General features: G+C 50.3%; 20 protein-coding genes. 16 read left to right on the plus strand and 4 right to left on the minus strand.

Going from position 1 to position 21,775, the window contains the following annotated elements:
- Positions 1-65 precede the first annotated feature (65 nt).
- The 6 genes from C558_RS0102280 to C558_RS0102305 all read left to right on the plus strand — a co-directional run bounded on the left by C558_RS0102280 (position 66) and on the right by C558_RS0102305 (position 6,800).
- Entirely contained in the window at positions 66-1,028 is a 963-nt protein-coding gene (locus C558_RS0102280; protein WP_018754597.1) for an ABC transporter substrate-binding protein, read from the plus strand.
- A gap of 103 nt (positions 1,029-1,131) precedes the next feature.
- A complete protein-coding gene (locus C558_RS0102285) occupies positions 1,132-2,736 on the plus strand; it encodes a response regulator (RefSeq protein ID WP_018754598.1) in 1,605 nt (534 codons plus the stop codon).
- Complete coding sequence (locus tag C558_RS0102290; protein WP_018754599.1) at positions 2,733-4,505, plus strand: sensor histidine kinase; 1,773 nt, start codon at positions 2,733-2,735, stop codon at positions 4,503-4,505. The genes C558_RS0102285 and C558_RS0102290 overlap by 4 nt, the downstream gene beginning before the upstream one ends.
- On the plus strand, positions 4,502-5,491 hold the full coding sequence (locus C558_RS0102295) for a substrate-binding domain-containing protein (RefSeq protein WP_018754600.1): 990 nt from the start codon (positions 4,502-4,504) through the stop codon (positions 5,489-5,491). The genes C558_RS0102290 and C558_RS0102295 overlap by 4 nt, the downstream gene beginning before the upstream one ends.
- 128 nt (positions 5,492-5,619) lie before the next feature.
- Entirely contained in the window at positions 5,620-6,387 is a 768-nt protein-coding gene (locus C558_RS0102300) for a DUF2087 domain-containing protein (RefSeq protein WP_018754601.1), read from the plus strand.
- A gap of 20 nt (positions 6,388-6,407) precedes the next feature.
- On the plus strand, positions 6,408-6,800 hold the full coding sequence (locus C558_RS0102305) for a GIY-YIG nuclease family protein (protein WP_018754602.1): 393 nt from the start codon (positions 6,408-6,410) through the stop codon (positions 6,798-6,800).
- Between the two features lie 91 nt (positions 6,801-6,891).
- On the opposite strand, the gene C558_RS0102310 is transcribed toward C558_RS0102305, so the two are convergent.
- The 3 genes from C558_RS0102310 to C558_RS0102320 form a co-directional block, all read right to left on the minus strand.
- Positions 6,892-7,767, minus strand: coding sequence for an SDR family oxidoreductase (locus C558_RS0102310; protein WP_018754603.1), 876 nt, complete (start codon positions 7,765-7,767; stop codon positions 6,892-6,894).
- 25 nt (positions 7,768-7,792) lie between these two features.
- The gene (locus tag C558_RS0102315; RefSeq protein WP_018754604.1) at positions 7,793-8,272 is read right to left on the minus strand and encodes a hypothetical protein; all 480 of its coding nucleotides are present in this window, start codon (positions 8,270-8,272) and stop codon (positions 7,793-7,795) included.
- Positions 8,273-8,414: 142 nt separating this feature from the next.
- Positions 8,415-8,951, minus strand: a complete 537-nt coding sequence (locus tag C558_RS0102320; protein ID WP_018754605.1) for a MarR family winged helix-turn-helix transcriptional regulator — start codon at positions 8,949-8,951, stop codon at positions 8,415-8,417.
- A 129-nt stretch (positions 8,952-9,080) separates the two neighbouring features.
- On the opposite strand from C558_RS0102320, the gene aspT reads away from it, so the two are divergent.
- Positions 9,081-10,763: an aspartate-alanine antiporter gene (gene aspT / locus C558_RS0102325; RefSeq protein WP_018754606.1), complete on the plus strand. Its 1,683-nt coding sequence runs from the start codon at positions 9,081-9,083 to the stop codon at positions 10,761-10,763.
- 63 nt (positions 10,764-10,826) lie between these two features.
- A complete protein-coding gene (aspD, locus tag C558_RS0102330; RefSeq protein ID WP_018754607.1) occupies positions 10,827-12,452 on the plus strand; it encodes an aspartate 4-decarboxylase in 1,626 nt (541 codons plus the stop codon).
- Positions 12,453-12,500: 48 nt separating this feature from the next.
- On the opposite strand, the gene C558_RS33580 is transcribed toward aspD, so the two are convergent.
- Positions 12,501-12,641, minus strand: coding sequence for a hypothetical protein (locus C558_RS33580; RefSeq protein ID WP_018754608.1), 141 nt, complete (start codon positions 12,639-12,641; stop codon positions 12,501-12,503).
- A gap of 180 nt (positions 12,642-12,821) precedes the next feature.
- On the opposite strand from C558_RS33580, the gene hrpB reads away from it, so the two are divergent.
- The 8 genes from hrpB to C558_RS0102375 all read left to right on the plus strand — a co-directional run bounded on the left by hrpB (position 12,822) and on the right by C558_RS0102375 (position 21,746).
- Entirely contained in the window at positions 12,822-15,350 is a 2,529-nt protein-coding gene (gene hrpB / locus C558_RS0102340; protein ID WP_018754609.1) for an ATP-dependent helicase HrpB, read from the plus strand.
- Positions 15,351-15,498: 148 nt separating this feature from the next.
- A complete protein-coding gene (locus tag C558_RS0102345; protein WP_018754610.1) occupies positions 15,499-15,861 on the plus strand; it encodes a YojF family protein in 363 nt (120 codons plus the stop codon).
- A 4-nt stretch (positions 15,862-15,865) separates the two neighbouring features.
- Positions 15,866-16,504 carry a bacillithiol biosynthesis deacetylase BshB2 gene (gene bshB2, locus C558_RS0102350; protein WP_018754611.1) on the plus strand — a complete coding sequence of 213 codons (639 nt, stop codon included), beginning with the start codon at positions 15,866-15,868 and terminating at the stop codon, positions 16,502-16,504.
- Between the two features lie 197 nt (positions 16,505-16,701).
- Positions 16,702-17,655: an ABC transporter permease gene (locus tag C558_RS0102355; protein WP_026263683.1), complete on the plus strand. Its 954-nt coding sequence runs from the start codon at positions 16,702-16,704 to the stop codon at positions 17,653-17,655.
- On the plus strand, positions 17,645-18,595 hold the full coding sequence (locus tag C558_RS0102360) for an iron chelate uptake ABC transporter family permease subunit (protein ID WP_018754613.1): 951 nt from the start codon (positions 17,645-17,647) through the stop codon (positions 18,593-18,595). The genes C558_RS0102355 and C558_RS0102360 overlap by 11 nt, the downstream gene beginning before the upstream one ends.
- Positions 18,589-19,347: an iron ABC transporter ATP-binding protein gene (locus C558_RS0102365; RefSeq protein ID WP_018754614.1), complete on the plus strand. Its 759-nt coding sequence runs from the start codon at positions 18,589-18,591 to the stop codon at positions 19,345-19,347. The genes C558_RS0102360 and C558_RS0102365 overlap by 7 nt, the downstream gene beginning before the upstream one ends.
- A 27-nt stretch (positions 19,348-19,374) precedes the next feature.
- Positions 19,375-20,334: a siderophore ABC transporter substrate-binding protein gene (locus tag C558_RS0102370; RefSeq protein WP_018754615.1), complete on the plus strand. Its 960-nt coding sequence runs from the start codon at positions 19,375-19,377 to the stop codon at positions 20,332-20,334.
- Positions 20,335-20,570: 236 nt separating this feature from the next.
- On the plus strand, positions 20,571-21,746 hold the full coding sequence (locus tag C558_RS0102375; protein ID WP_018754616.1) for an MFS transporter: 1,176 nt from the start codon (positions 20,571-20,573) through the stop codon (positions 21,744-21,746).
- Positions 21,747-21,775 lie beyond the last annotated feature (29 nt).

The raw sequence follows: 21,775 nt of genomic DNA on the forward strand, positions 1-21,775 counted from the left end.
TAAGGTATCTTCTCTGCGGTGCAGGGTGATATAGGAACATGATAATAATTGAGGGGGAAACGAACATGAAACGGAAACAATGGTTCATCCTGCTGGCGATGATGTTGTCTTTGACAACTGTACTAGGCGCTTGTTCAAGTGGAGACAAAGGGGACGGTAAGACATACATTCCAGTCATCTCGAAAGGGTTCCAACATCAATTCTGGCAAGCGGTGAAGAGCGGTGCGGAGAAAGCGGCGAAGGAATTCGACGTGAAAATTACCTTCGAAGGCCCGGAGACCGAATCGCAGGTCGACAAACAAATTGAAATGCTGCAGACGGCATTAGATAAGAAACCAAGCGCTATCGCGTTCGCGGCGCTGGATAGCAAAGCGGCATTACCGCTGCTGGAGAAAGCGAAATCGAACAATATCCCGGTCATTGGCTTTGACTCCGGGGTGGATAGCGATATCCCAGTCGCTACAGCTGCGACGGACAACGTCAAAGCGGCTGCACTTGCAGCAGATAAGATGGCAGAATTTATCGGCGGTTCTGGTGAAGTGGCCTTGGTCGTTCATGACCAGACGAGCCGCACGGGCATCGATCGCCGCGATGGCTTCAAGAATCAGATCGAATCGAAATATCCCAATATTAAAATCGTCGATATCCAATACGGCGGTGGGGACCAGTTGAAGTCGACCGACCTCGCGAAGGCAATTATGCAGGCGCATCCGAACCTTAAAGGCTTCTTCGGTGCCAATGAGGGCTCTGCAATTGGGGTTGTCAATGCCGTGAACGAGCTGAAGAAAAATGGCCAGATTACGATTATCGGTTATGACTCCGGGAAGCAGCAGACGGATGCTGTACGCAGCGGAACCATGGCAGGCGCGATCACACAAGATCCAATCGGTATTGGATACTGGTCAGTTAAAGCCGCTGTCATGGCGATAAAAGGCGAAGCGGTAGACAAAAACATCGATACCGGCTTCCACTGGTATGACAAGAACAACATCGATTCCGATGAGATCAAACCGCTGCTGTACGATTAATCGAATCCGAATACATCCGAACAAATTAGAGGTTGCCCATCGGGGCAGCCTCTATTATGCTATTGCTAAGATATGACCAATCCGAGAGCAGAGGGGGCACGTCATGTATCGAATCATCTTGGTGGACGATGAAGATGAAGTTCGCGAAGGTATTAAGCGAAAGACCAATTGGCAGGCTTGCGGATTTGAATTCATCGGTGATTATGATAATGGAAGAGACGCACTTGCGGCGATTGAGCAGCAAAGACCGGATGTTATTATTACGGACATTTGCATGCCATTTATGGATGGTCTGGAGCTGACGCGCGAGGTGTTCGAGCGTTATCGAGATGTCAAAGTCGTGATTGTCACCGGCTATGAAGATTTCGATTATGCGAAGCAGGCCCTTCAGCTAAAAGTGAATGACTATTTGCTCAAGCCGATTAATTCGAAGGAATTCAATGAATTTCTAGGTAAGATGAAGCAGGAGCTTGATATTGAATGTAAGCAGCGAGAAGACCTGAGCGCACTACGAATTCAATTGAATCAGAGCTTTCCGCTGCTGCGGGAACGGTTCTTGGAGAGTCTTACGGCATCCCGGATGAAGCGGGAGGTGTTCGAGCCGAAGCTACAGCATTTCCAGATTACCTTGCCCGGTCCGACCTATATCGCATTGGTAGGTGAATTGGATACGAAGGTGAGCGATAACAAAGGCGATGATGCGCTGCTGCGGTTCGCGGCATTTAATATCATGCAAGAGCAGCTCGAGCAAGAAAATGGCGGAGTCGTCTTCCAGACACGGGATGATAAAATAGCAGCCATCCTGTCCGGACCCCTTGAAGAGTTGGAAGTGAAGGCACAGCTCTGGTCAGAGCAAGTCCGCAGCAGTATTGAACGGTACTTGAAGCTGACGCTCACGATTGGAATCGGGCGTAAATGTACAGATCTCGCTGAAATTTCAAAATCATTTCAGGAAGCGCTATCATCGCTTGATTACCGGTTCTTGCTCGGCAAGGATAAGGTGATCTCCATTCAGGATCTCGAGTATGGCAATGGGTGGGATCACACAAGGTATACAGCTTGGGAGAGAAACATGCTCGCAGCGATGAAAACGGGTAAGAGTCACGCTGTCTCTGGGGTGCTTCGTGATTGGTTCGATGAACTGAAGAGCTTCTCCTGTCCGATAGATCAATGCCGGAGCACGATTTATCAGCTGCTGGTCTCCCTTATGAACTTCGTCGCAGACATCGGATTCGAGTTATCGACGATGCTGCAGGGCGATCCTTTCGCACAAGTGAAACATTTCCGTACGCTCGACGAGGCACGGGCTTATCTGGAAGAACTGTGTCACAACATGATTCAGCAGTTATCCGAGCAGCGTTCTACGATGGCGAGCTCCCAGATGCAGTTGGCCGAAGCCTATATTCGAGAGCAGTATGGGGATGAGAATTTCTCGCTCAATCAATTATGTAATCATATATTTATGAGTATAAGCTACTTCAGCGCTACCTTTAAACAGCATACCGGCGAGACCTTTGTGGAGTATCTGACCCGTGTGCGGCTTGAGAAAGCCAAAGAATTGCTCACCATTACCAACTTGAAAACCTACGAAATCGCAGCCCGCGTCGGGTATGGCGATCCGCAATACTTCAGCGTTATCTTCAAGCGGAATATGGGAATGACGCCGAAGGAATTCAGACAGACGAACAAAGGGAGCGGCGTCGTATGAACGGCTGGAATCCGCTCAGACACCACAGTATCCACACCCATATTGCCATTGCATTCTCCTGCCTCATTTTATGTACAACGGCACTCCTCAGCTATAGCACCTACAAGCTCTCCTCAGACGCCGTGACCCACAACTCCTTAGAATACACCTCTCAGCTTATTGAACAAGTCAAAGTGAACATTCAGACCTACATCAGCAATATGGAGAGTATCGCTGCGCTTGCGATGCGAAGCAACGATTTGCAGCGGTATTTGAAGCAGAACGAGCCTGCCTTCGTGAAGCCTCTAATGAAGAAACAGGTGAGCCAGTATTTCAATTCGATTGTCACCTCCAGAGATGATATCTCTTCGATCCTGTTTATTAGCGACCGAGGCGATGAGATCGTATCGAATCGTGAGCAGGCCGATTTCAATTCGATTGCACAGATCAAGGAGCAGGACTGGTATAAAAAGGTCATTGGGACAGATCAGGCCTATATCTCTTCATCGCATGTGCAGCGTATTTTTCGTGATGAGTATCGATGGGTTGTATCGATCAGCAGAGAGCTGCCTGCTACAGATGACACGATCGGTGGTGTCTTGCTTGTCGATCTGAATTACAAGCTGATTAATAACCTCTGTAAGCAGATCGAGCTCGGGAAGCGCGGGTATGTCTTTATCGTGGATCCGACGGGCGATCTCGTCTATCATCCACAGCAGCAGCTCGTCTATTCGCAGCTCAAGTCGGAACAGCTGGATAAGGTATTACAGACGTGGAATGGCTCGATGACGTTGGGGGAGGGGAGTGACAAGAAAATCTATACCGTTGATACGACGAGTTTTGGCTGGAAAATTGTCAGCGTCACCTACCCAGAAGAGCTTGTCGGAAATAAGCGGCAAATTCAGTATACTTCGGCACTATGGGGGATCATCTGTCTTATTGCGGCGCTCGCCATCTCCATTGTGCTCTCCTATGCTCTCACGAAGCCACTGAAGAAGCTTGAAATGAACATGAAGCTCGCAGAACGAGGAGATTTCGATATTCGGGTCGAGATTGATAACACGAACGAGATTGGCAAGCTGGCGCGAACCTTCAATATTATGATCAGTAAGATCAAAGAGTTGATGAACCAGGTTGTTGAGGAGCAGGAAATGAAGCGGGTGAGTGAACTGAAAGCACTTCAAGCCCAAATACAGCCGCACTTCCTGTATAACACATTGGATTCGATCATTTGGATGGCCGAGATGGGCAAGATGGAGGAAGTCGTGGATATGACTTCGGCATTGTCCAAGCTGCTTCGCTCGACGATCAGCAAGGGGGATGAACTCATTCCGATCTCCGTCGAGCTGGAGCATATACATAATTACTTGACCATTCAGAAGATGAGGTATCGCAAAAAATTCACCTATTCGATTGATGTCGACGAGGACATTGGCAACTGCCAAATTCTGAAGCTCGTGCTTCAGCCGATTGTTGAGAATGCGATTTATCATGGGATGAAGCATAAGCCAGAGACAGGACATATCCGAATCACCGGTAAAAGAGTGGATAACGACATTGAATTGCAAGTGATCGATGACGGGATTGGGATGGATTCCGAGCAAGCTGGAACATTACTGGAACGTAAAGTGGCAAGCAAGAGCGGAAATGGTGTTGGGGTTGTGAATGTGGATCATCGGGTCAAGCTGAATTTTGGAGCAGCTTACGGGCTCAGGTTCGAGAGTGAACTGGAAGAGGGGATGATCGTAACTTTACGGATTCCCCTGCTGCGATTGGAGGGTGATGCATGAGAAGGGGATGGACACGCATTAGACTCATCTCGGTTGTGCTCCTCGGAGTTATCGCCATGGGCTGGGTCGGATTCCGTATTGTATCGCATGAACTTGGCTCGGGACAGAAGACAATTATTTACGTGCCGAAGGCAATCGATCCGACAATAGAGTTCTGGCAGGTGATGCGCCAAGGTGTGGCTAGCGCCGCGAAGGAATTTGATGCTGAGATCGAAGTGATGGGGACGAGGGCGGAAGTGGATGTGGATGAACAGATTGCGCTGCTGCAAGAAGCGATCAAGAAGAAGCCGAAAGCCATTATTCTGGCTGCGACAGACTACAATCGAATTGTTCCCGTTGCGAAGGAAATTGTGGCTGCTGGCATCACGCTCATTACGGTTGACTCAGGTCTCAATGGCGGGATCTCGAAGAGCTTCATCGGAACGGATAATACCGATGCAGGCAGGCGGACGGCAGAAATCTTGCGTACGCATGTAGATTCGCATGCGGAGATTGCGGTGATTAATTTCGTCAAGGAATCGGCTACGGCAATGGAGCGAGAGAGCGGGGCGCTTGAGATTCTGCATCGATACGGGAACTACACCCTGCTCGGCCCGTACTACAGCAATGGATCCGTTCAGACCTCTTATGATATTGCGAAGTCGCTGCTCAAGACGAAGCCGAACTTGAAGGCGATTATCGGATTGAACGAACCAACCACGTACGGCATTGGCAAAGCGATTCAAGATCTGAAGATGCAATCGCAGGTCGTTGCTGTCGGCATCGATAGCTCGATGGGTGAGATTCGGATGCTAGAGGACGGCGTACTGCTGGCGACGGTCATTCAGAAGCCTTTCAACATGGGGTATTCTGCCGTAAAGACGGCGGTAGAGGCCATAGATGGGAAGCGTGTGAGCCCGCGAATCGATACGGGTTCGAAGGTGATTACCAAGGAAAATATGTATTCGAGCGAAAATCAGAAGCTGTTGTTTCCGTTTGTAGAATAGCTGGAACCCGGTCTGTGAAGGCCTGGGAGATACTACGAAAGAGGTTTTCTCATATCGGACATTGATATATTATAAACATTTTGTTATCATATCTATATAAATTACAAACGTTATTAGGATGTGTTTATGTGAGTGAAGTAAATGAATTGTTCTGGAGCGCTACTGTTGAACAATTGAAGCAAGGTTATGTCTATGATGCAGCTCAGGATCAATATATATGTCTTGTATGTGGTGAAGCATTCACCACCGGAATTATCTATACCGATGAAGGTGTCATGTATGAAGCGAAGAAGTTTGCTCAAGTGCATGTTGCTCGGCAGCATGATTCCATGTTCGAGGTCTTGATCGGCATGGATAAGAAGCTGACGGGACTTACCGATCTCCAGAAAGATTTGGTGCAGCGCTTCTACGACGGCATGAACGATAATGAAATCGTCAAAGAGCAGGGCGGCAGTGCCTCGACGATTCGCAACCACCGCTTCTCGATGCGAGAGAAGATGAAGCAAGCCCGGATCTTCCTCGCGATTATGGAGTTGGCGGAGGGGAAGGGCGGCGCAGAGCGGCCCAAATTCATGGCGGTGCCGCGTACGGCGACGAGCCTGGATGAGCGGTATGCCATTACGGAGCAAGAACATGAGTCTATCATTAATAAGTATTTTCCAGACGGTACAGATGGCAAACTCACAGAGTTCCCGCGTAAGGAAAAACGCAAGATGTCGATTCTAATGCATCTCATGCAGCGGTTCGAACGGAATCGCAAATATACGGAGCACGAAGTGAATGAAGTGCTGAAGACAGCAAGTGACGACTTCGTTACGCTCCGCAGATACCTCATCGAATACAGCTTCTTAGATCGTCTTGAAGATGGGAGCTCCTATTGGGTGAAGGTTCAATAAAGCTGGAAGGAAGGTTGAACATGACAGAGAAACAAACACGCAAACAACTTGCGAAGCAAATCGGACAGACGCTGCGTCCAATGGGCGTGTATCAAATTCAAAATAAGGAAAATGGCAAAATTCTACTCGGCAGCAGTATGTATCTCGACACGATCTGGAATCGGCACACGTTCCAGTTGAAAATGGGGTCGCATATGAACAAGGCTCTGCAGCAAGATTGGAATCAATATGGGGAGGAAGCCTTTACGTTCGAGGTGATCGAACAACTCAAGCCCTCTGTTGAGACGTATTCCACGGAGGAGGAGCTTAAGGAATATGAGTCGGAGATTAAAGTGCTAGAGGAATTGTGGGCTGAGAAGCTGCAACCCTACGGAGACCAAGGGTATCTCAAAGCACCTCGGGTAAAAGGATAGACCAATTCATAGGATATGAAAATCCCCCTAACCTTGAACGAATACGAGTTAGGGGGATTTTTCACGATCATATCTTCAACCTACTTCCTGGTTAACGTCTTGCCTGAAAACTATTTCTATTCTCCTGTAGAAAAGCATCTAAAGTACGGGGTTCTCTGCCGAGCAGACTTTGTACGGTATTCGTAGGCTTCTCCGGTACAGCGGTAGACATCGTTTGAATTTCCACGACGTGTTCTGCGAGCCAAGGCGGCATGTGTCCATGTACGATCAAATCGCTCCGCAGCGCCTCGGGCTTCAGGTTGATGAATCGGATCGGCCGATTGAGCAGGGTAGACAGTTTATCTGCGATCTGTGGGTAAGTGAACGTTTCTGACCCTGTCAGTGTATAGATGCCGCAAGCCGGCTTTTGATTGGTCAGAGCTACTGCAGCAACATCAGCAATATCTCGGCAGTCAATGAAGTTGCATGGCGAATCTCCGATACAGCCGAAGAAGACATCTTGGGTTGTAATGGTTGGTGCGAGACGCAGTAAATTTTGCATAAACGCATAGGGACGCAGCACCGTATAGATCAAGCCGGATGCAACCAAAGCTTGCTCGATTTCGGCATGCCAGCCCGCCACAGCGACAGGAGAACTCTTCTCATAAGCTGGACTGGATATTTTGACGATATGTTCGATTCCTTCTTGAGCAGCGATCTGAATGATCGATGTTTCTAGTTCGACTTGTCTTGGACTGTTGGACAAAGCGAGGAATAGTTGACTGGCTCCTTCTAATGCACGGCGCATCGATTCGGGATCATTCGCATCGGCAGCGCAAATCTCAACCTTAGACAACCCTAAATCCCCCATTTGTTGACGAAGCTTATCAGGCTCCCTAGTCAGTGCCCGGACTGGCACGCTAAGCTCCATCAAACGTCTCAAAAGTTCATTTCCAATTGTACCTGTTGCTCCAATAATAGCGATCATCTTTAAATCTCTCCTCTAAATGAATTTATTTGGTGATTGAAGCTCGCCACCGCCAACTCATGGTTGTGCAGGCAATTGCCCCTGATAGTGGAAAATCAAACCCGATTTGATCGAACCCAACCCAATGATGATTCGGATTGATAAGGTCCAGCAGAATCGGAGTCCCCCACGCCGCGAATAGACCGAACAATGCACCTACAAGTGCAAACGCCCCTACGACAACCACGCGTGGTGCACCCGCGACCCATCGTTTACGGCTCCCACGGCTATTCAGCCAGAGGCCGACTAATAAAGCTACTAGCAAGGATGTTCCTCCAATCGTCGTTAAAGCTCGTATTTGCAGCACCTTGTCGGCCGTGACGAGTCCCCCAATGCCTGCCATGATGGCAGGGGCCAGATAAGCCGGAATCAATTCGCGCCACAGCACAAAAGGCTTCCTGCGAGAACGGGCGGATCGAATCCCATAAACCTCTTCTGATTGATGTGGGTCATTCATGTTGCGCATGTTATTACTCCTTTCTTGTTTAGATCGAACAGCATTGTTTTATATAATTAGGAGCCTAACTATATGGTGGTTAAAAAGGGCTAGCTAACCTAGCCCGTTTTTCCTCTCTGGGATGTGCTCCTATGATTTGGGTTCTGTTGATTCAAAGTGATTCGTCCGTAAGCGCCGAGATTCCTTGCGTAACACGCCCTAGCAGATCGAGAAACACGGTTCGCTCTTCGATGCTTAGTAAGCCGACCATAGCTTCGAGTCTAGCGTAATGCTCCGAAGCCATATCACGCAGCTTCTTCGCTCCTTCCTCTGTTAAGACGACCGACTTCTGACGGCCATCGACAGAGCTCGTACGACGAGATACAAGTCCATCCCGTTCTAGAATCTCGATTAAGCCAGTGACGGTAGCGCGTGTGACGCCTAGATTTTCCGCGAGCTGTGAGGGCAGCTCTTCTCCATCGTTATCTTCAAGATCTGCGAGCAATCGATATCGCCCTGTCGATAATCCGAATCTGGAGAAATGGATTTCTGCGGCATGCCCAAGCTTGGCTCCTGCTGCCATCAAACGGGCTGCGACGAGCACGGCTTGTGCATCTACGTCTAGATCGTAGCGCTCAACCTGGCGCTGCGTTTGTGCAAGCGAGGGAATAAGATTCATGTCAGCTGATTCTTTATTGTTATTGGCCATGAATATAGTATGGCACCTAACTATATGTGTGTCAACTCATTTGTGCTGATTCTTCTTGCATGATGCGTTGTAGAGTAGGAAACGCTAAGAGGAAATGTTGTCAAATTAGGCAGTGAAAGGCGGATTGGAATGCAATGGGTGCATGATTTGTTTCAGAAGTATCCGGAGCTTGCTGTGTTTCTGACCCTAGGCGTTGGATATGCTGTTGGCCGAATTAAAATTGGTTCTTTCCGTGTTGGAGCGGTGACAGGGGTTCTGCTGACAGGTGTGCTCATCGGTCAATTGGACATTACGATCTCACCGACGGTCAAATCGATTTTCTTCCTCCTCTTCCTGTTCGCGATGGGGTACCGTGTTGGTCCACAATTCGTTCATGGGTTGAAGAAGGACGGGCTGCCGCAAGTGCTATTCGCCGTCATTGTCTGTGTTACGGGACTGGCAGCTGCGTATGTTGCTGCACGAATCTTGGGATATAACTCGGGTCAAGGCGCAGGCTTGCTCGCAGGCTCCCTAACCCAATCGGCGGTCATTGGGGTCGCCTCGGATGCGATCAATGGATTAAAGCTTGCTGCAGCTGAACAGAAATCGATGATCAGCTTCGTCGTCGTCGGTTATGCGATTACGTACATATTTGGAACCGCTGGGGCGGCTTGGTTCTTGTCTGCCATGGGTCCCAAAATTCTAGGGATTAACCTTGCCGAAGCATGCAAGCAGCTTGAAGAAGAGGTTGGCGTGACACAGGAAAATCCAGAGATTAGCTCGGGCTACCGCTTCAATGTCTATCGTGCCTATGTCGTAGAGAACGAGCATTATATTGGACAGACCGTCGGTGATATAGAGCAGCGATTCAAAGGAAAGGACAAGCGGATCTTCATTCTTCGAATCAAGACCAAATTAGGGATGATCGATGCGACGCCGAACATGGTCCTGGAAGCGGGCGATATTGTCGTGATTGGGATGACCAAGCGCAACATGGATCTATTCGTGGATGACGTCATAGGAGAAGAAATGTTCGATGAAGAGTTGTTTGACTTTCCGATTGAAACATTGGAGGTAGTGGTGACGAGCAAAGCCGTTATCGGTATGACGACCCATGACGTGAGCTTCAAGATGTTATCCCGCGGCGTTTATGTCTCAGCGCTGAAACGGCAGGGTGAAGAGCTTCCGCTGCGCCATACGAAGCTGCATCGCGGGGATGTGCTCGTGATCGTTGGTCCTCAGTCGGCGGTGGAGGCGGTTGCCAAACGTATCGGTTACGCTGCGCATAAATCAAGCGAGACCGACATGATCTTCGTCGGATTCGGCGTGCTGCTCGGCGGTCTGATTGGTATTCCAACGGCACATATCGCAGGGATTCCGATCAGTCTGACGACGAGTGGTGGGGCGCTCATTATGGGGCTCATCTTCGGCTGGCTGCGATCCTTGCACCCGACCTTCGGGCGCATTCCAGAAGGGGCCGTCTGGGTCTTCAACAATGTCGGTTTAACGACCTTCGTTGCGGTCGTCGGTATCTCGGCGGGGCCCGGGTTCGTCTCCGGCATTAAGCAGTCAGGACTCAGTATGTTCATAGCAGGTATCTTCGTGACGTTAATTCCGCTGCTCGTCGGACTGCTAATCGGCAAATACTTCTTCAAGTTCCATCCGGCGATTACGCTTGGCGCCTGCGCAGGGGCGCAGACGACTACGGCTGCAATCGGTGCGATCACAGAAGTCGCGAAGAGCCAAGTCCCGGTTCTAGGATATACGGTGACGTATGCCATCGGGAATATCCTGCTCACCATTTGGGGCGCCATTATCGTAGCCCTACTCTAGACATATGATCACGAAGAAAGACAAGAAGAGGGTCCGACAACGAGAAAAGGAGAGATACTTGATATGACCGATAATATGCAGCGTCGCGAGATTGAGGAGCGATACGGCAAGCTCAGTCCTTTTGAGCTGAAGGATAAATTAATTAGCTATGCAGAAGAGGGTTCACGTAAGAGTACGAAGATCATGTTAAATGCAGGCCGGGGAAATCCGAACTGGATCGCCAGCACGCCGCGGGATGCTTTTTTTACATTAGGGCATTATGCGGTGACGGAAGCGAAGATGACGTGGGAGGATGGCGACTTGGCAGGGATGGCGAAGAAGCCGGGGATTTATAATCGGTTCATGGCCTATGCCGATCAACATCCTGATTATCCGGGCATGGATTTCTTACGGAAAGCCGTCGAATTCGGAATTGTGACGCAAGGGTTTGATCCTGATGCCTGGGTGCATGAGCTTGTAGATGGCATTATCGGCGATAATTATCCCGTTCCCGATCGGATGCTGCGTCATATGGAGGAAATCGTCAACGACTATATTATTCAAGAAGTATATGGGGATAAGGACATCGGCAAATTTGATCTTTTTGCCGTCGAAGGGGCGACGGCAGCGATGTGTTATCTTTTCGATACGTTAGTTGCGAATGCGCTGCTTCATCCTGGGGATCGGATTGCGATTATGGTTCCGATCTTTACGCCGTATTTGGAGGTTCCGCATTTGCCGAGATATCATTTCGATACTGTCGAGATCCATGCGTCTGAGCTGCGGGAGGATGGATCGCATACCTGGCAATACCCGACTTCTGAGCTCGAGAAGCTGAAAGATAAGACGATCAAAGCACTGTTCATTGTGAATCCGAGCAATCCACCGTCCGTCGCGATTCGTCCAGAAACGGTCCGTGAGCTGAAAGAAATCGTCTCGGAGCACAATCCGGAATTGATGATTATTTCGGATGATGTGTATTGTACCTTTGTGAAGGAGTTCCGTTCCTTAATGACGGAAATGCCTTATAATACGGTCGGTGTCTATTCGTTCTCAAAGTATTTTGGCGTAACGGGTTGGCGGCTTGGAGTAGTAGCGGTTCATGAACATAATATTTTTGATGAGAAATTAAAAAACCTGCCAAAGGTTGAAACTGATCGGCTCGCGGTTCGTTATGGCGCCTTAACGGAGCACCCGGAAGAAGTGCGATTCATCGATCGAATGGTCGCCGACAGCCGTGCCGTCGCACTGAATCATACGGCAGGATTATCCACCCCGCAGCAGGTGCAAATGGCGCTCTTCTCGATTTTTTCCTTGCTGGATCGAGAAGACGTCTATAAGAGGCAGACGATGGATATCTGTCGAAGAAGACAGAGGCTGTTATTCGAAGGGCTTGGTGTGGAGCTGCGGGAAGATCCGCATGATGCAGCGTATTATTTCGAGCTCGATTTGATGGAATGGGCGCAGCGGAAGTATGGGCAATCTTTTGCCAATTACTTAATACAGAACTATTCCTCGCTCGATCTACTCTTCCGGCTTGCTGAGGAGCATTCGATTGTGCTCTTGAATGGCGGCGGGTTCCGAGGGCCGGAATGGTCCGTTCGTTTCTCCCTCGCTAATCTAAATGATGAAGCCTATCTGCATATCGGTCAGATGGTCCGTCAGACGTTTGAATCCTATGTCGCTGCATGGAAAGCAGCAGAGAATTAACAAAAGAAACGCCTTCGATGTCTATCGTAGACACGGAGGCGTTTGTTGTCATTCATGAAAGATGATGTCGAGCAATGATTGGACGATACCGATATCATCTGTAATGAGGAACGCTGGAAGAAAGGCGATTACCAGAAACACCAGCATAATAGACAGGATAAATTTCAACGAAACATTCAGAACGGCCATGGTGCACCCCTCCCATCTAACAAATTTTCCTCTTGTTCTAATGTATGCTTTGAAATGTTGAGAAGACCGGACAGGTTGCGAAAATCCACGGCCTGGGCTGAGGCTATTTGACTGAATAACTATGATATGATGATTATGAAGGTGTACAATGGATGAGAAGGGTTTGTGGGAGTGAAGGATATGGTTAGCTTGCCAATACATGCGGTGATTCCGCAATTAAGAGAATCACTTGAAATACATCAGAATACGGTGTTGATTGCTGCACCGGGTGCCGGGAAAACGACGCAGGTGCCTCTTGCACTGCGAGATGAAGGCTGGCTCGAAGGTCGACGGATTATTATGCTGGAGCCTCGCCGCATTGCGGCTAGAGCATCTGCAAGATTTATGGCATCAACACTTGGGGAGCAGGTAGGGGAGACCGTTGGGTATCGTGTTCGTCATGATACACGCGTCGGTCCGAAGACGCGTATCGAGGTAGTGACCGAAGGGGTTCTCACGCGGATGCTGCAGGAGGATCCAATGCTATCGGATGTAGGGCTTGTCATCTTCGATGAGTTCCATGAGCGGAGTTTGCATGCGGACCTCGGGCTCGCACTTGCACTAGAGGCGCAGAGTGTGTTTCGTGAGGATCTGCGAATTCTGGTCATGTCAGCGACGCTCGATGCAGAGCCGGTGGCGGCGATGTTAGAGAATGCTCCTGTCATTACGAGCGAAGGACGTGTCTTCCCTGTGGAGACCGTCTATACGGATCGTCGCAGTGATGCTCCGATGGAAGCTGCGGTTGGCGCAGCCGTCATTCGCGCCTTGGGACAGGATGAAGGCGATATTCTCGTCTTCCTGCCTGGTGCGGGCGAGATCCATCGCACGATGCGTTGGTTGGAGGAGCGGGTGCGGAGCATGTCGTTCCGCGTTCGAATTGCACCGTTGTATGGCGGGCTTACGCAAGATGAACAGGATGCGGCCCTGCTACCGAGTGGATCGGGGGAGCGGAAAATCGTACTCTCAACCTCGATTGCGGAGACGAGTCTGACCGTCGAGGGCGTACGCGTCGTGATCGACAGCGGGTATATGCGCGTGCCGCGGTTCTCGCCGCGAACAGGCATGTCGCGACTCGAGACCGTGCGTGTCTCCCGCGCTGCCGCGGATCAGCGTCGCGGCCGGGCTGGGCGCGTCGCGCCGGGTGTCTGCTACCGCCTGTGGACGGTAGCAGAAGATCGCGAGCTAGCGGCGCGTACGACGCCGGAGATGCTCGAAGCTGATCTGGCACCGCTCGTGCTCGAGCTAGCAGTGTGGGGCACGAGCCCTGCGGCGCTGCGCTGGCTCGATGCGCCGCCCGCGCCGGCCCTTGCGCAGGCGCACGAGCTGCTGCGCTGGCTGGGTGCGCTGGGCGCGGAGGGCGCCGCGACCCCGCACGGGCGCAGCCTCGCGGCGCTGCCGCTGCACCCGCGGCTCGCGCACATGGTGCGCTGCGCGGGGCCGCTCGGCCGCGCCACGCTCGCGTGCGAGCTCGCGGCGCTGCTGAGCGAGCGCGACATCGCGCGCAGCGGCGGCGCAAGCGCTAGCGCGGCTGGCGCAGGCGCACGAGCGCCCGGCGCCGACATGCGCCTGCGCGTCGAGGCGCTGCGCGGCACGGCCCCGCCGCAGCTCGCGGTCGACGCGGCCGCGTGCCGCCGCGTGCGCGCCGAAGCCGCCGCACTGCAGCGGCAGCTGGGCGCCGCCGCGGACCGCGCCGAGGGCGATGCGCTCGCCGATTGCGGCGTGCTGCTCGCCTTCGCCTACCCGGACCGCATCGCCGAGCGGCGGCCGGACGGCCGCTACCTGCTGCGCTCCGGGCGCGGCGCCATGCTTCCGGGGCCAGAGCCGCTGTCGCAGGCGCCGTACCTTGCGCTGGCGGAACTCGCTGATTATGGCGTGGACAGCCGCATTCAGCTCGCGGCGCCGCTCTCGCTCTTGGATCTGGAGCAGCATTTCGCCGACCAGATCGAAGAGGAGCGCCTCGTCGCGTGGGATGCGGATGCGCGGTCAGTCCGCGCGCGGAGACGATTGCGCTTCGGCGCAATCCGCTTGAAGGAGGCGCCGCTGCCGGATCCCGATCCGGATGAGGTGCTTCGCGCTCTGCTCCAAGGGGTGGAGCAGGAGGGATTGCGCGTGCTCCCTTGGTCGAAGGCCGCGACGCAATTCCGCGAACGGCTGCAATTCATGCATGACCATGAACCGGACAGCTGGCCGGATGCGACGGATCAAGGGCTGGGTTCGACGCTTGCCGAATGGCTCGGACCGCATTGTTATGGCATGAAGAAGCTGTCCGATTTGAATCAGCTGAATATGGTTCATATCCTGGAATCGCTGCTGAGCTGGGAACAGCGCCGGGAGCTTGATGATTGTGCACCTACGCATATTACCGTTCCTAGCGGTTCACGCATTCCCGTGGATTATCGTAACCCTGAGGCGCCAATCCTTGCCGTACGTCTGCAAGAGATGTTCGGTCTGCAAGATACACCGCGTATTGCACACGGGCGCGTGCCGCTTACGCTGCATTTGCTCTCGCCTGCGCAGCGCCCGGTTCAGGTCACGCGAGATTTGGCAAGCTTCTGGCGGGATGCCTATTTTGAAGTGCGCAAAGATTTGAAAGGACGTTATCCGAAGCACTATTGGCCGGATGATCCATCTGCTGCCGTTCCGACGAACCGCGTTCGTCCGAGGACGTAGTAAGATTTTTCAAAATATAAGAATTTATAAGTTTCACAAATAAACTGTTCTTATATTTCTCGCTTAAACGCTTCCCGTCCTTACAAGGACGACGAAGTCGTTTATACTTGTATATATTACAGAGGTAGAGATGAGGAGGGGACGCCGGATGAAATCGATTGAACCAGCCCGTATTCAACAATTGCTCGATCAATTGAAGGGGCAAGAAGTCTACATCCATTTAGAAATGACGACAGGTGCTTATGCCGCACATCGCGGGGAAGCCAAGCTGGCTGCGACAGCGTTCATCACCAATGCTACCGTGACATACAGCCAGGGCCTCATTGCAGGAGATGGCCCATATCGTGTAGGGCTTAAGACAGCGCATGGGTGGGTCTTCGCCCAAGGACTTACGCATTGGGATGAGACAGAGACCTCGCGTCTTATTGCCGCAGGCCACGATCCCGATGGGAAGCTGGTTGTTGCGCTGCAAATCGCACAAGAGCCATTCTCAAGCCATGAGGAGGACTGAACACATGGATCCGAAGCAAATATTAGTCGTACTGGCGCATCCCGATGATGAAGGGATTATTGGTGGAACACTCATGGAGCATGCGCAGCAAGGCGCGAAGATCACTTACATTTGTCTGACGCTCGGCGAGATGGGACGGAATATGGGCAAGCCACCTTTTGCGACACGCGTATCGCTCCCTATGATTCGCCGACAGGAACTGAAGGAAGCTTGCCAGCTCATTGGCATTCAAGATGTCCGCGAGTTCGGCTTGCATGATAAAATGGTTGAATTTGAGGATCAAGAGGCTGTTGCAGACCGTGTCCGCGAAGTGATTGAGGAAGTGAAGCCTGATCTTATCTATACGTTCTATCCGGGGCATGGCGTACATCCAGACCATGATGCTTGCGGGGCGATCACGATTCGCGCCGTTGCGAAGCTGCCTGCCGATAAGCGTCCGGTTACGCGCTGTATTGCGATGACACCGGGAAGCTATGCGGTACTTGGACAGCCGGATTTCGTGAATGATGTGAGCGATATCGTTGATCTGAAAATACAGGCGATTGGCGCACATAAGACGCAATTTCAACTTATGCTCGGCAATTATAGTCAAGAGACCAAAGATCGCCATCGCCATGAGCGATTGTGGGTCTATCGCTTCTAAGCAACATCCTTATTCTTATTCATATTTCTTTTTCGATGAACGTCTCCAGGTGGGGGCGTTCATTTTTTTGTCACAAGTTTTATGGGAGAGCGGTTGATCCGCTATGCAGGGTTCTATATAATGATAACTGTTCTCATTGATAATGATATTCATTACCGTTTCAGAACTTATCACGGCAAAAGGAAGATTCAATCATGTTGAAATTGAGGGTCTTAATCCCTGCCTTTATTGTGCTCTCTATCATCTCGGTATTCGTGGGCGTCAAAGATATATCGCTGCTCGATTTGTTCTCGCTTACCGAAGACCAGATACATATATTGCAGATCAGCCGGTTGCCCCGTCTGATCAGTATCATACTAGCTGGCGTCAGCATGAGTATCTGTGGATTGATCATGCAGCAGCTCAGCCGTAACAAGTTCGTCTCGCCGACAACAGCTGGTACGATGGATTCGGCAAGATTCGGGATCCTCATCGCAATGCTGCTCTTCACATCCGCCACGCCGCTGCAGAAGATGCTGGTGGCCTTTGCCTTTGCCTTGATCGGGACGTTACTCTTCATGAAGATTCTCGATCGGATTAAGTTTAAGGATACCATTTTCATCCCGCTCGTCGGGTTAATGTTCGGGAATATCGTGAGTTCCGTCGCGACCTTTTTTGCCTACAAATATGATTTGATCCAGAACATGTCTTCTTGGCTCCAAGGGGATTTCTCCATGATCATCAAGGGTCATTACGAGCTGCTCTATATTAGCGTTCCGCTGATGATCGTTGCCTATCTGTTCGCGAATAAGTTCACCGTGGCAGGCATGGGGGAAGAATTCTCGACGAACCTGGGTCTTCATTACAAGCGGGTGGTGAATTTCGGATTAATTATCGTCGCACTCTCGACAGCATCTGTGGTGTTAACCGTTGGGATGATTCCGTTCCTTGGGCTGATTATTCCGAATATCGTTAGCCTGTACTATGGGGATCACCTGAAGAATACGCTGCCGCACACCGCGTTGCTCGGCGCTGTATTCGTCTTATTTTGCGATATATTAGGTCGGATCATCATTTATCCGTTCGAAATCTCGATCAGTCTGATGGTTGGGATTATCGGGAGTATCATTTTCGTGTATTTATTGATGAGGAGAAAGGCATATGGCTTATAAACGGAAGACGATCTATCTCGCGGTGTTTGCACTTGCGCTGATTGCTACATTTATGTTGATCAATGTCGGGAGCAACTGGGGGTACGTCATTCCTCGGCGTGTGACGAAGGTATTAGCAATTATGCTGACAGGGAGCGCGATTGCGTTCTCGACGGTGGTGTTCCAGACCATTACGAATAATCGAATCTTAACCCCGAGCATTCTCGGTTTGGATTCGTTGTATATGCTGATTCAGACCTCCGTTATTTTTCTGTTAGGTTCATCAGCGCTTACGATGGTTAGTAAGAACATGCATTTTATCATTACCGTCATGGTGATGGTGCTGTTCTCTGGCTTGCTGTATAAATTCATGTTCCGACGCGATCAACAGAATATTTATTTCCTGTTATTGATCGGGATCATCCTCGGGACGTTGTTCCAGAGCTTGACGACATTTATGGAAGTGCTGATTGATCCGAATGAATTCATGATTGTGCAGGACCGGATGTTCGCGAGCTTCAACAACATCAATACGGACGTGCTTCTGATTGCTGGCATCTTAATCGTTGCCGTTACGCTCTATTTCCTGAAATTCATGAAGTATTTGGATGTCATCTCGCTTGGTCGGGATCAAGCTGTGAATCTGGGTGTGCCTTACGATTATGTCGTGAAACGATTGTTGATTATCGTCGCCATTCTCATTTCGATCTCTACGGCTCTCGTCGGTCCGATTACATTCCTCGGTCTTCTAGTCGTGAACGTGACGTATCAATTCCTGCGAACCTATCGGCACAGCTACTTGATTGGCGGTTCCATGCTGATTGCGATCATTGCACTCGTCGGTGGACAGCTTATCGTGGAACGTGTATTCACGTTCTCGACGACGATCAGTGTCATCATTAATTTTATCGGCGGTGTGTATTTCATCTATCTGCTGCTAAAGGAGAATAAATCGTGGTAGAAGTCAGTAATGTCTCCAAGTCATACGGCAATAAATCGGTTGTCGATCAAGTATCGGTCTCCATACGTAAAGGGCAAGTGACATCCTTCATCGGTCCGAATGGGGCCGGTAAGAGTACGCTCTTGTCGATGATCAGCCGCCTGATTAAGATGGATAGCGGTAAGGTGAAGATCGAAGGCAAGGAGATCAGCGAATATAAGAGCAATGATCTTTCGAAGAAAATTTCCATTCTGAAGCAGTCTAATCATATTACGTTAAAACTCACGATTCGCGAGCTTGTGGCCTTCGGCCGCTTCCCTTATTCGCAAGGGCGGTTAACGGAAGAGGACTGGAAGTTCGTCGATGAAGCGATCGATTACATGGATCTGCGTGAGCTGCAGCATCATTACCTCGATCAACTTAGCGGCGGTCAAACTCAGCGTGCCTACATTGCCATGGTCATTGCACAGAACACCGAGTACATCCTGCTCGACGAGCCGCTGAACAATCTGGATATGAAGCATTCGGTTCAGATTATGAAGACGCTACGAAGACTCGTGGATGAGCTGGGCAAGACGGTTGTGATCGTGATTCATGATATCAATTTCGCTTCCTGTTATTCAGATTATATCGTGGCCTTGAAGGATGGAAAGATTGTCCGAGAAGGGCCTACGGATGAGATTATTAGCACGCCCGTCCTTCAGGAAATCTATGATATGGACATTCCAATTCAGGAGGTGGAGGGCCGTAAAATCTGTGTTTACTTTTCTTAATTAAAATAAATCAGTTGAGGTGGAATTATGAAAAAAACATTCGTATTCTTATTTACAATCGTATTAGCGACAGCTCTTGCGGCTTGCGGTACGAAAAATGCATCAGAGCCAGCTAGCGGCAACAGCACCGAATCACAGCAGAGTGAAGAAATGACGATTAAACATCAACTGGGCGAGACCGTCGTGAAGAAGAATCCTTCTAAAGTCGTCGTGTTCGATTTCGGTACACTGGATACATTGGATAAGTTAGGTGTTGAAGTAACAGCCGTTCCTCAGACGAGCATCCCATCTTACCTAGAGAAGTATAAAGATACGAAGTATGTTAATGCAGGCGGATTGAAAGAGCCAGATTTCGAGAAGATCTCTGAGGTGAATCCGGACTTGATCATCATCTCAGCTCGTCAGGCAGATTCCTATGAGGAATTCAAGAAGTTAGGCCCGACAATTTACATGGGCGTGGATACAACGAAATACATGGAATCCTTTAAGGAAAATGCGAAAACGCTTGGACAAATCTTCGGCAAAGAAGCTGAAGTCGATAAAGAATTAGCTTCGATCGATGAGAGCATCAAAGCGCTCAATGAGAAAGTAACTGCGAACAAGAAGAATTCATTGATCATCCTTGCGAATGAAGGCAAAATAAGCGCCTATGGGCCGGCTTCAAGATTCGGTATTATTCATGATGTGTTTGGCTATCCAGCCGTGGATCCTTCACTGGATCCGAAGCAGACGCACGGTAACAGCATTTCGTATGAATATATCGCTGAGAAGAACCCTGAAGTATTATTCGTTGTAGACCGCAATAAAGTTGCAGCGAAGAACAGTCAATCCTCTGCGCAAGAAGCGATTGAGAACGATATTGTGAAGAAGACAACAGCGTATAAGGATGGCAAGATCATCTACTTGAATCCAGATTACTGGTATTTGTCCGGAGGCGGCCTTGCTTCGGTCTCTGAAATGGTGAAGGAAATCGAAGCTTCGGTGTAGTATTCGAAGCAAGTCAGCATAATATTAACGTATACGAGCCCAGTATCTTTACGATACTGGGCTTTCTTCAAATGACAACCTGACATACGGCCCCGCGCCCCGCGCCCGAAATAACTGCAAAAAAGCAGTTAATGGAGTGATTACCATACCGAGTGTTAACACATTCATCCCGTGCACAATGGAGACCATTATGGTAGGATAGTGTGCGACAGTTGGTCAAGCGGGAGGAAGCATCTTTGAGAATACTATTGAAATGTTTACAGGCGATCTTCTATTCAACCAATGCGATTCTGATTCCCTATTTGCCGCTTCTGATGAAGTCTCATGGATTTAGTCCCATGGAGACGGGAAGCCTACTTGCTATAGGGCCTTTTATTGCGATATTCGCACAGCCGCTTGCAGGAATGATCAGCGATAAGATCGGTGCGATTCGTCCGATCCTTATTGCGCTTTGGACCTTGATGGGCATCAGTGCGCTTCTCTTATTTACGACGGGGGAACAGTCCGTTGCTGCGGTTGCGGTCGTGGCCCTCAATGTATTCTTCTTGCCAGCGGTATCGCTGCTTGATGCCTTAATGGTGAAGAATGCGGAACAATTGAATGAGACCTACAGTTCACTGCGATTATGGGGCTCAGTCGGCTTTATGCTGACGCTTATTATTGTTGGCGGGCAGTTCGATGCGTGGGGTGGCGTTCATGCGTTAGTCTGGATTTTCGCGCCAATCTGGATCGGGGTGTTCGTGATCTTCCTGATCATGCGTGAACCAAAGATAGAGCATACGGCTGGGGAGAACTCCGAAACTAGACTTTCTCGGCCTATGCTGCGCCGGGCCCTGTTGAATCCGTCGTTATTTATCTTCTTAGGCTTAATTTTCTTGGTTGCTATCCCACATCGGATGAATGACACGCTCTTGTCCTTGCATATGGAACATCTGGGTGCCAACTCAAGTCAAATTTCCTGGGCATGGGCGGTAGCTGGAGCGAGCGAGGTCATTGGATTCTATGTGATGGCTAAGATCATTCGAGGCGATCGATTGAAGCAATTGCTCGGTTTAACAGCCCTCTTATACGCGATCCGTTGGGGGTTGTATATGTTCATTACCGAACCGTGGGCGATTGTGGCCTTGCAGGTTACACATATGTTCACGTATGTTGTGATTTGGGCGGGTTCCATTGAGTATATCTCGACGGCATTGCCGAAGCAGATTGTCGCTACCGGACAGGCACTGCTGAGTATGGTATTCATCGGTCTAGGTGGACTGGCCGGGGGTTCGATCGGTGGAGCGATTCAGGAGCACATCGGGGAATCGGCCATGTATGCGATGGGCGTCGTGTGTGCTGCGGTGGCTTGGATTGGATTCATGGTGTGGAGCCGCCGAAGTAAAGTTGAAGCAGTGCTCCAGGAAGCGTAGTATGTACAACATAATATATAAATGACATA

Origin of the sequence: Paenibacillus terrigena DSM 21567 (assembly GCF_000374845.1) — a bacterium.
GTDB classification, from domain to species: Bacteria; Bacillota; Bacilli; order Paenibacillales; family Paenibacillaceae; genus Paenibacillus_K; species Paenibacillus_K terrigena.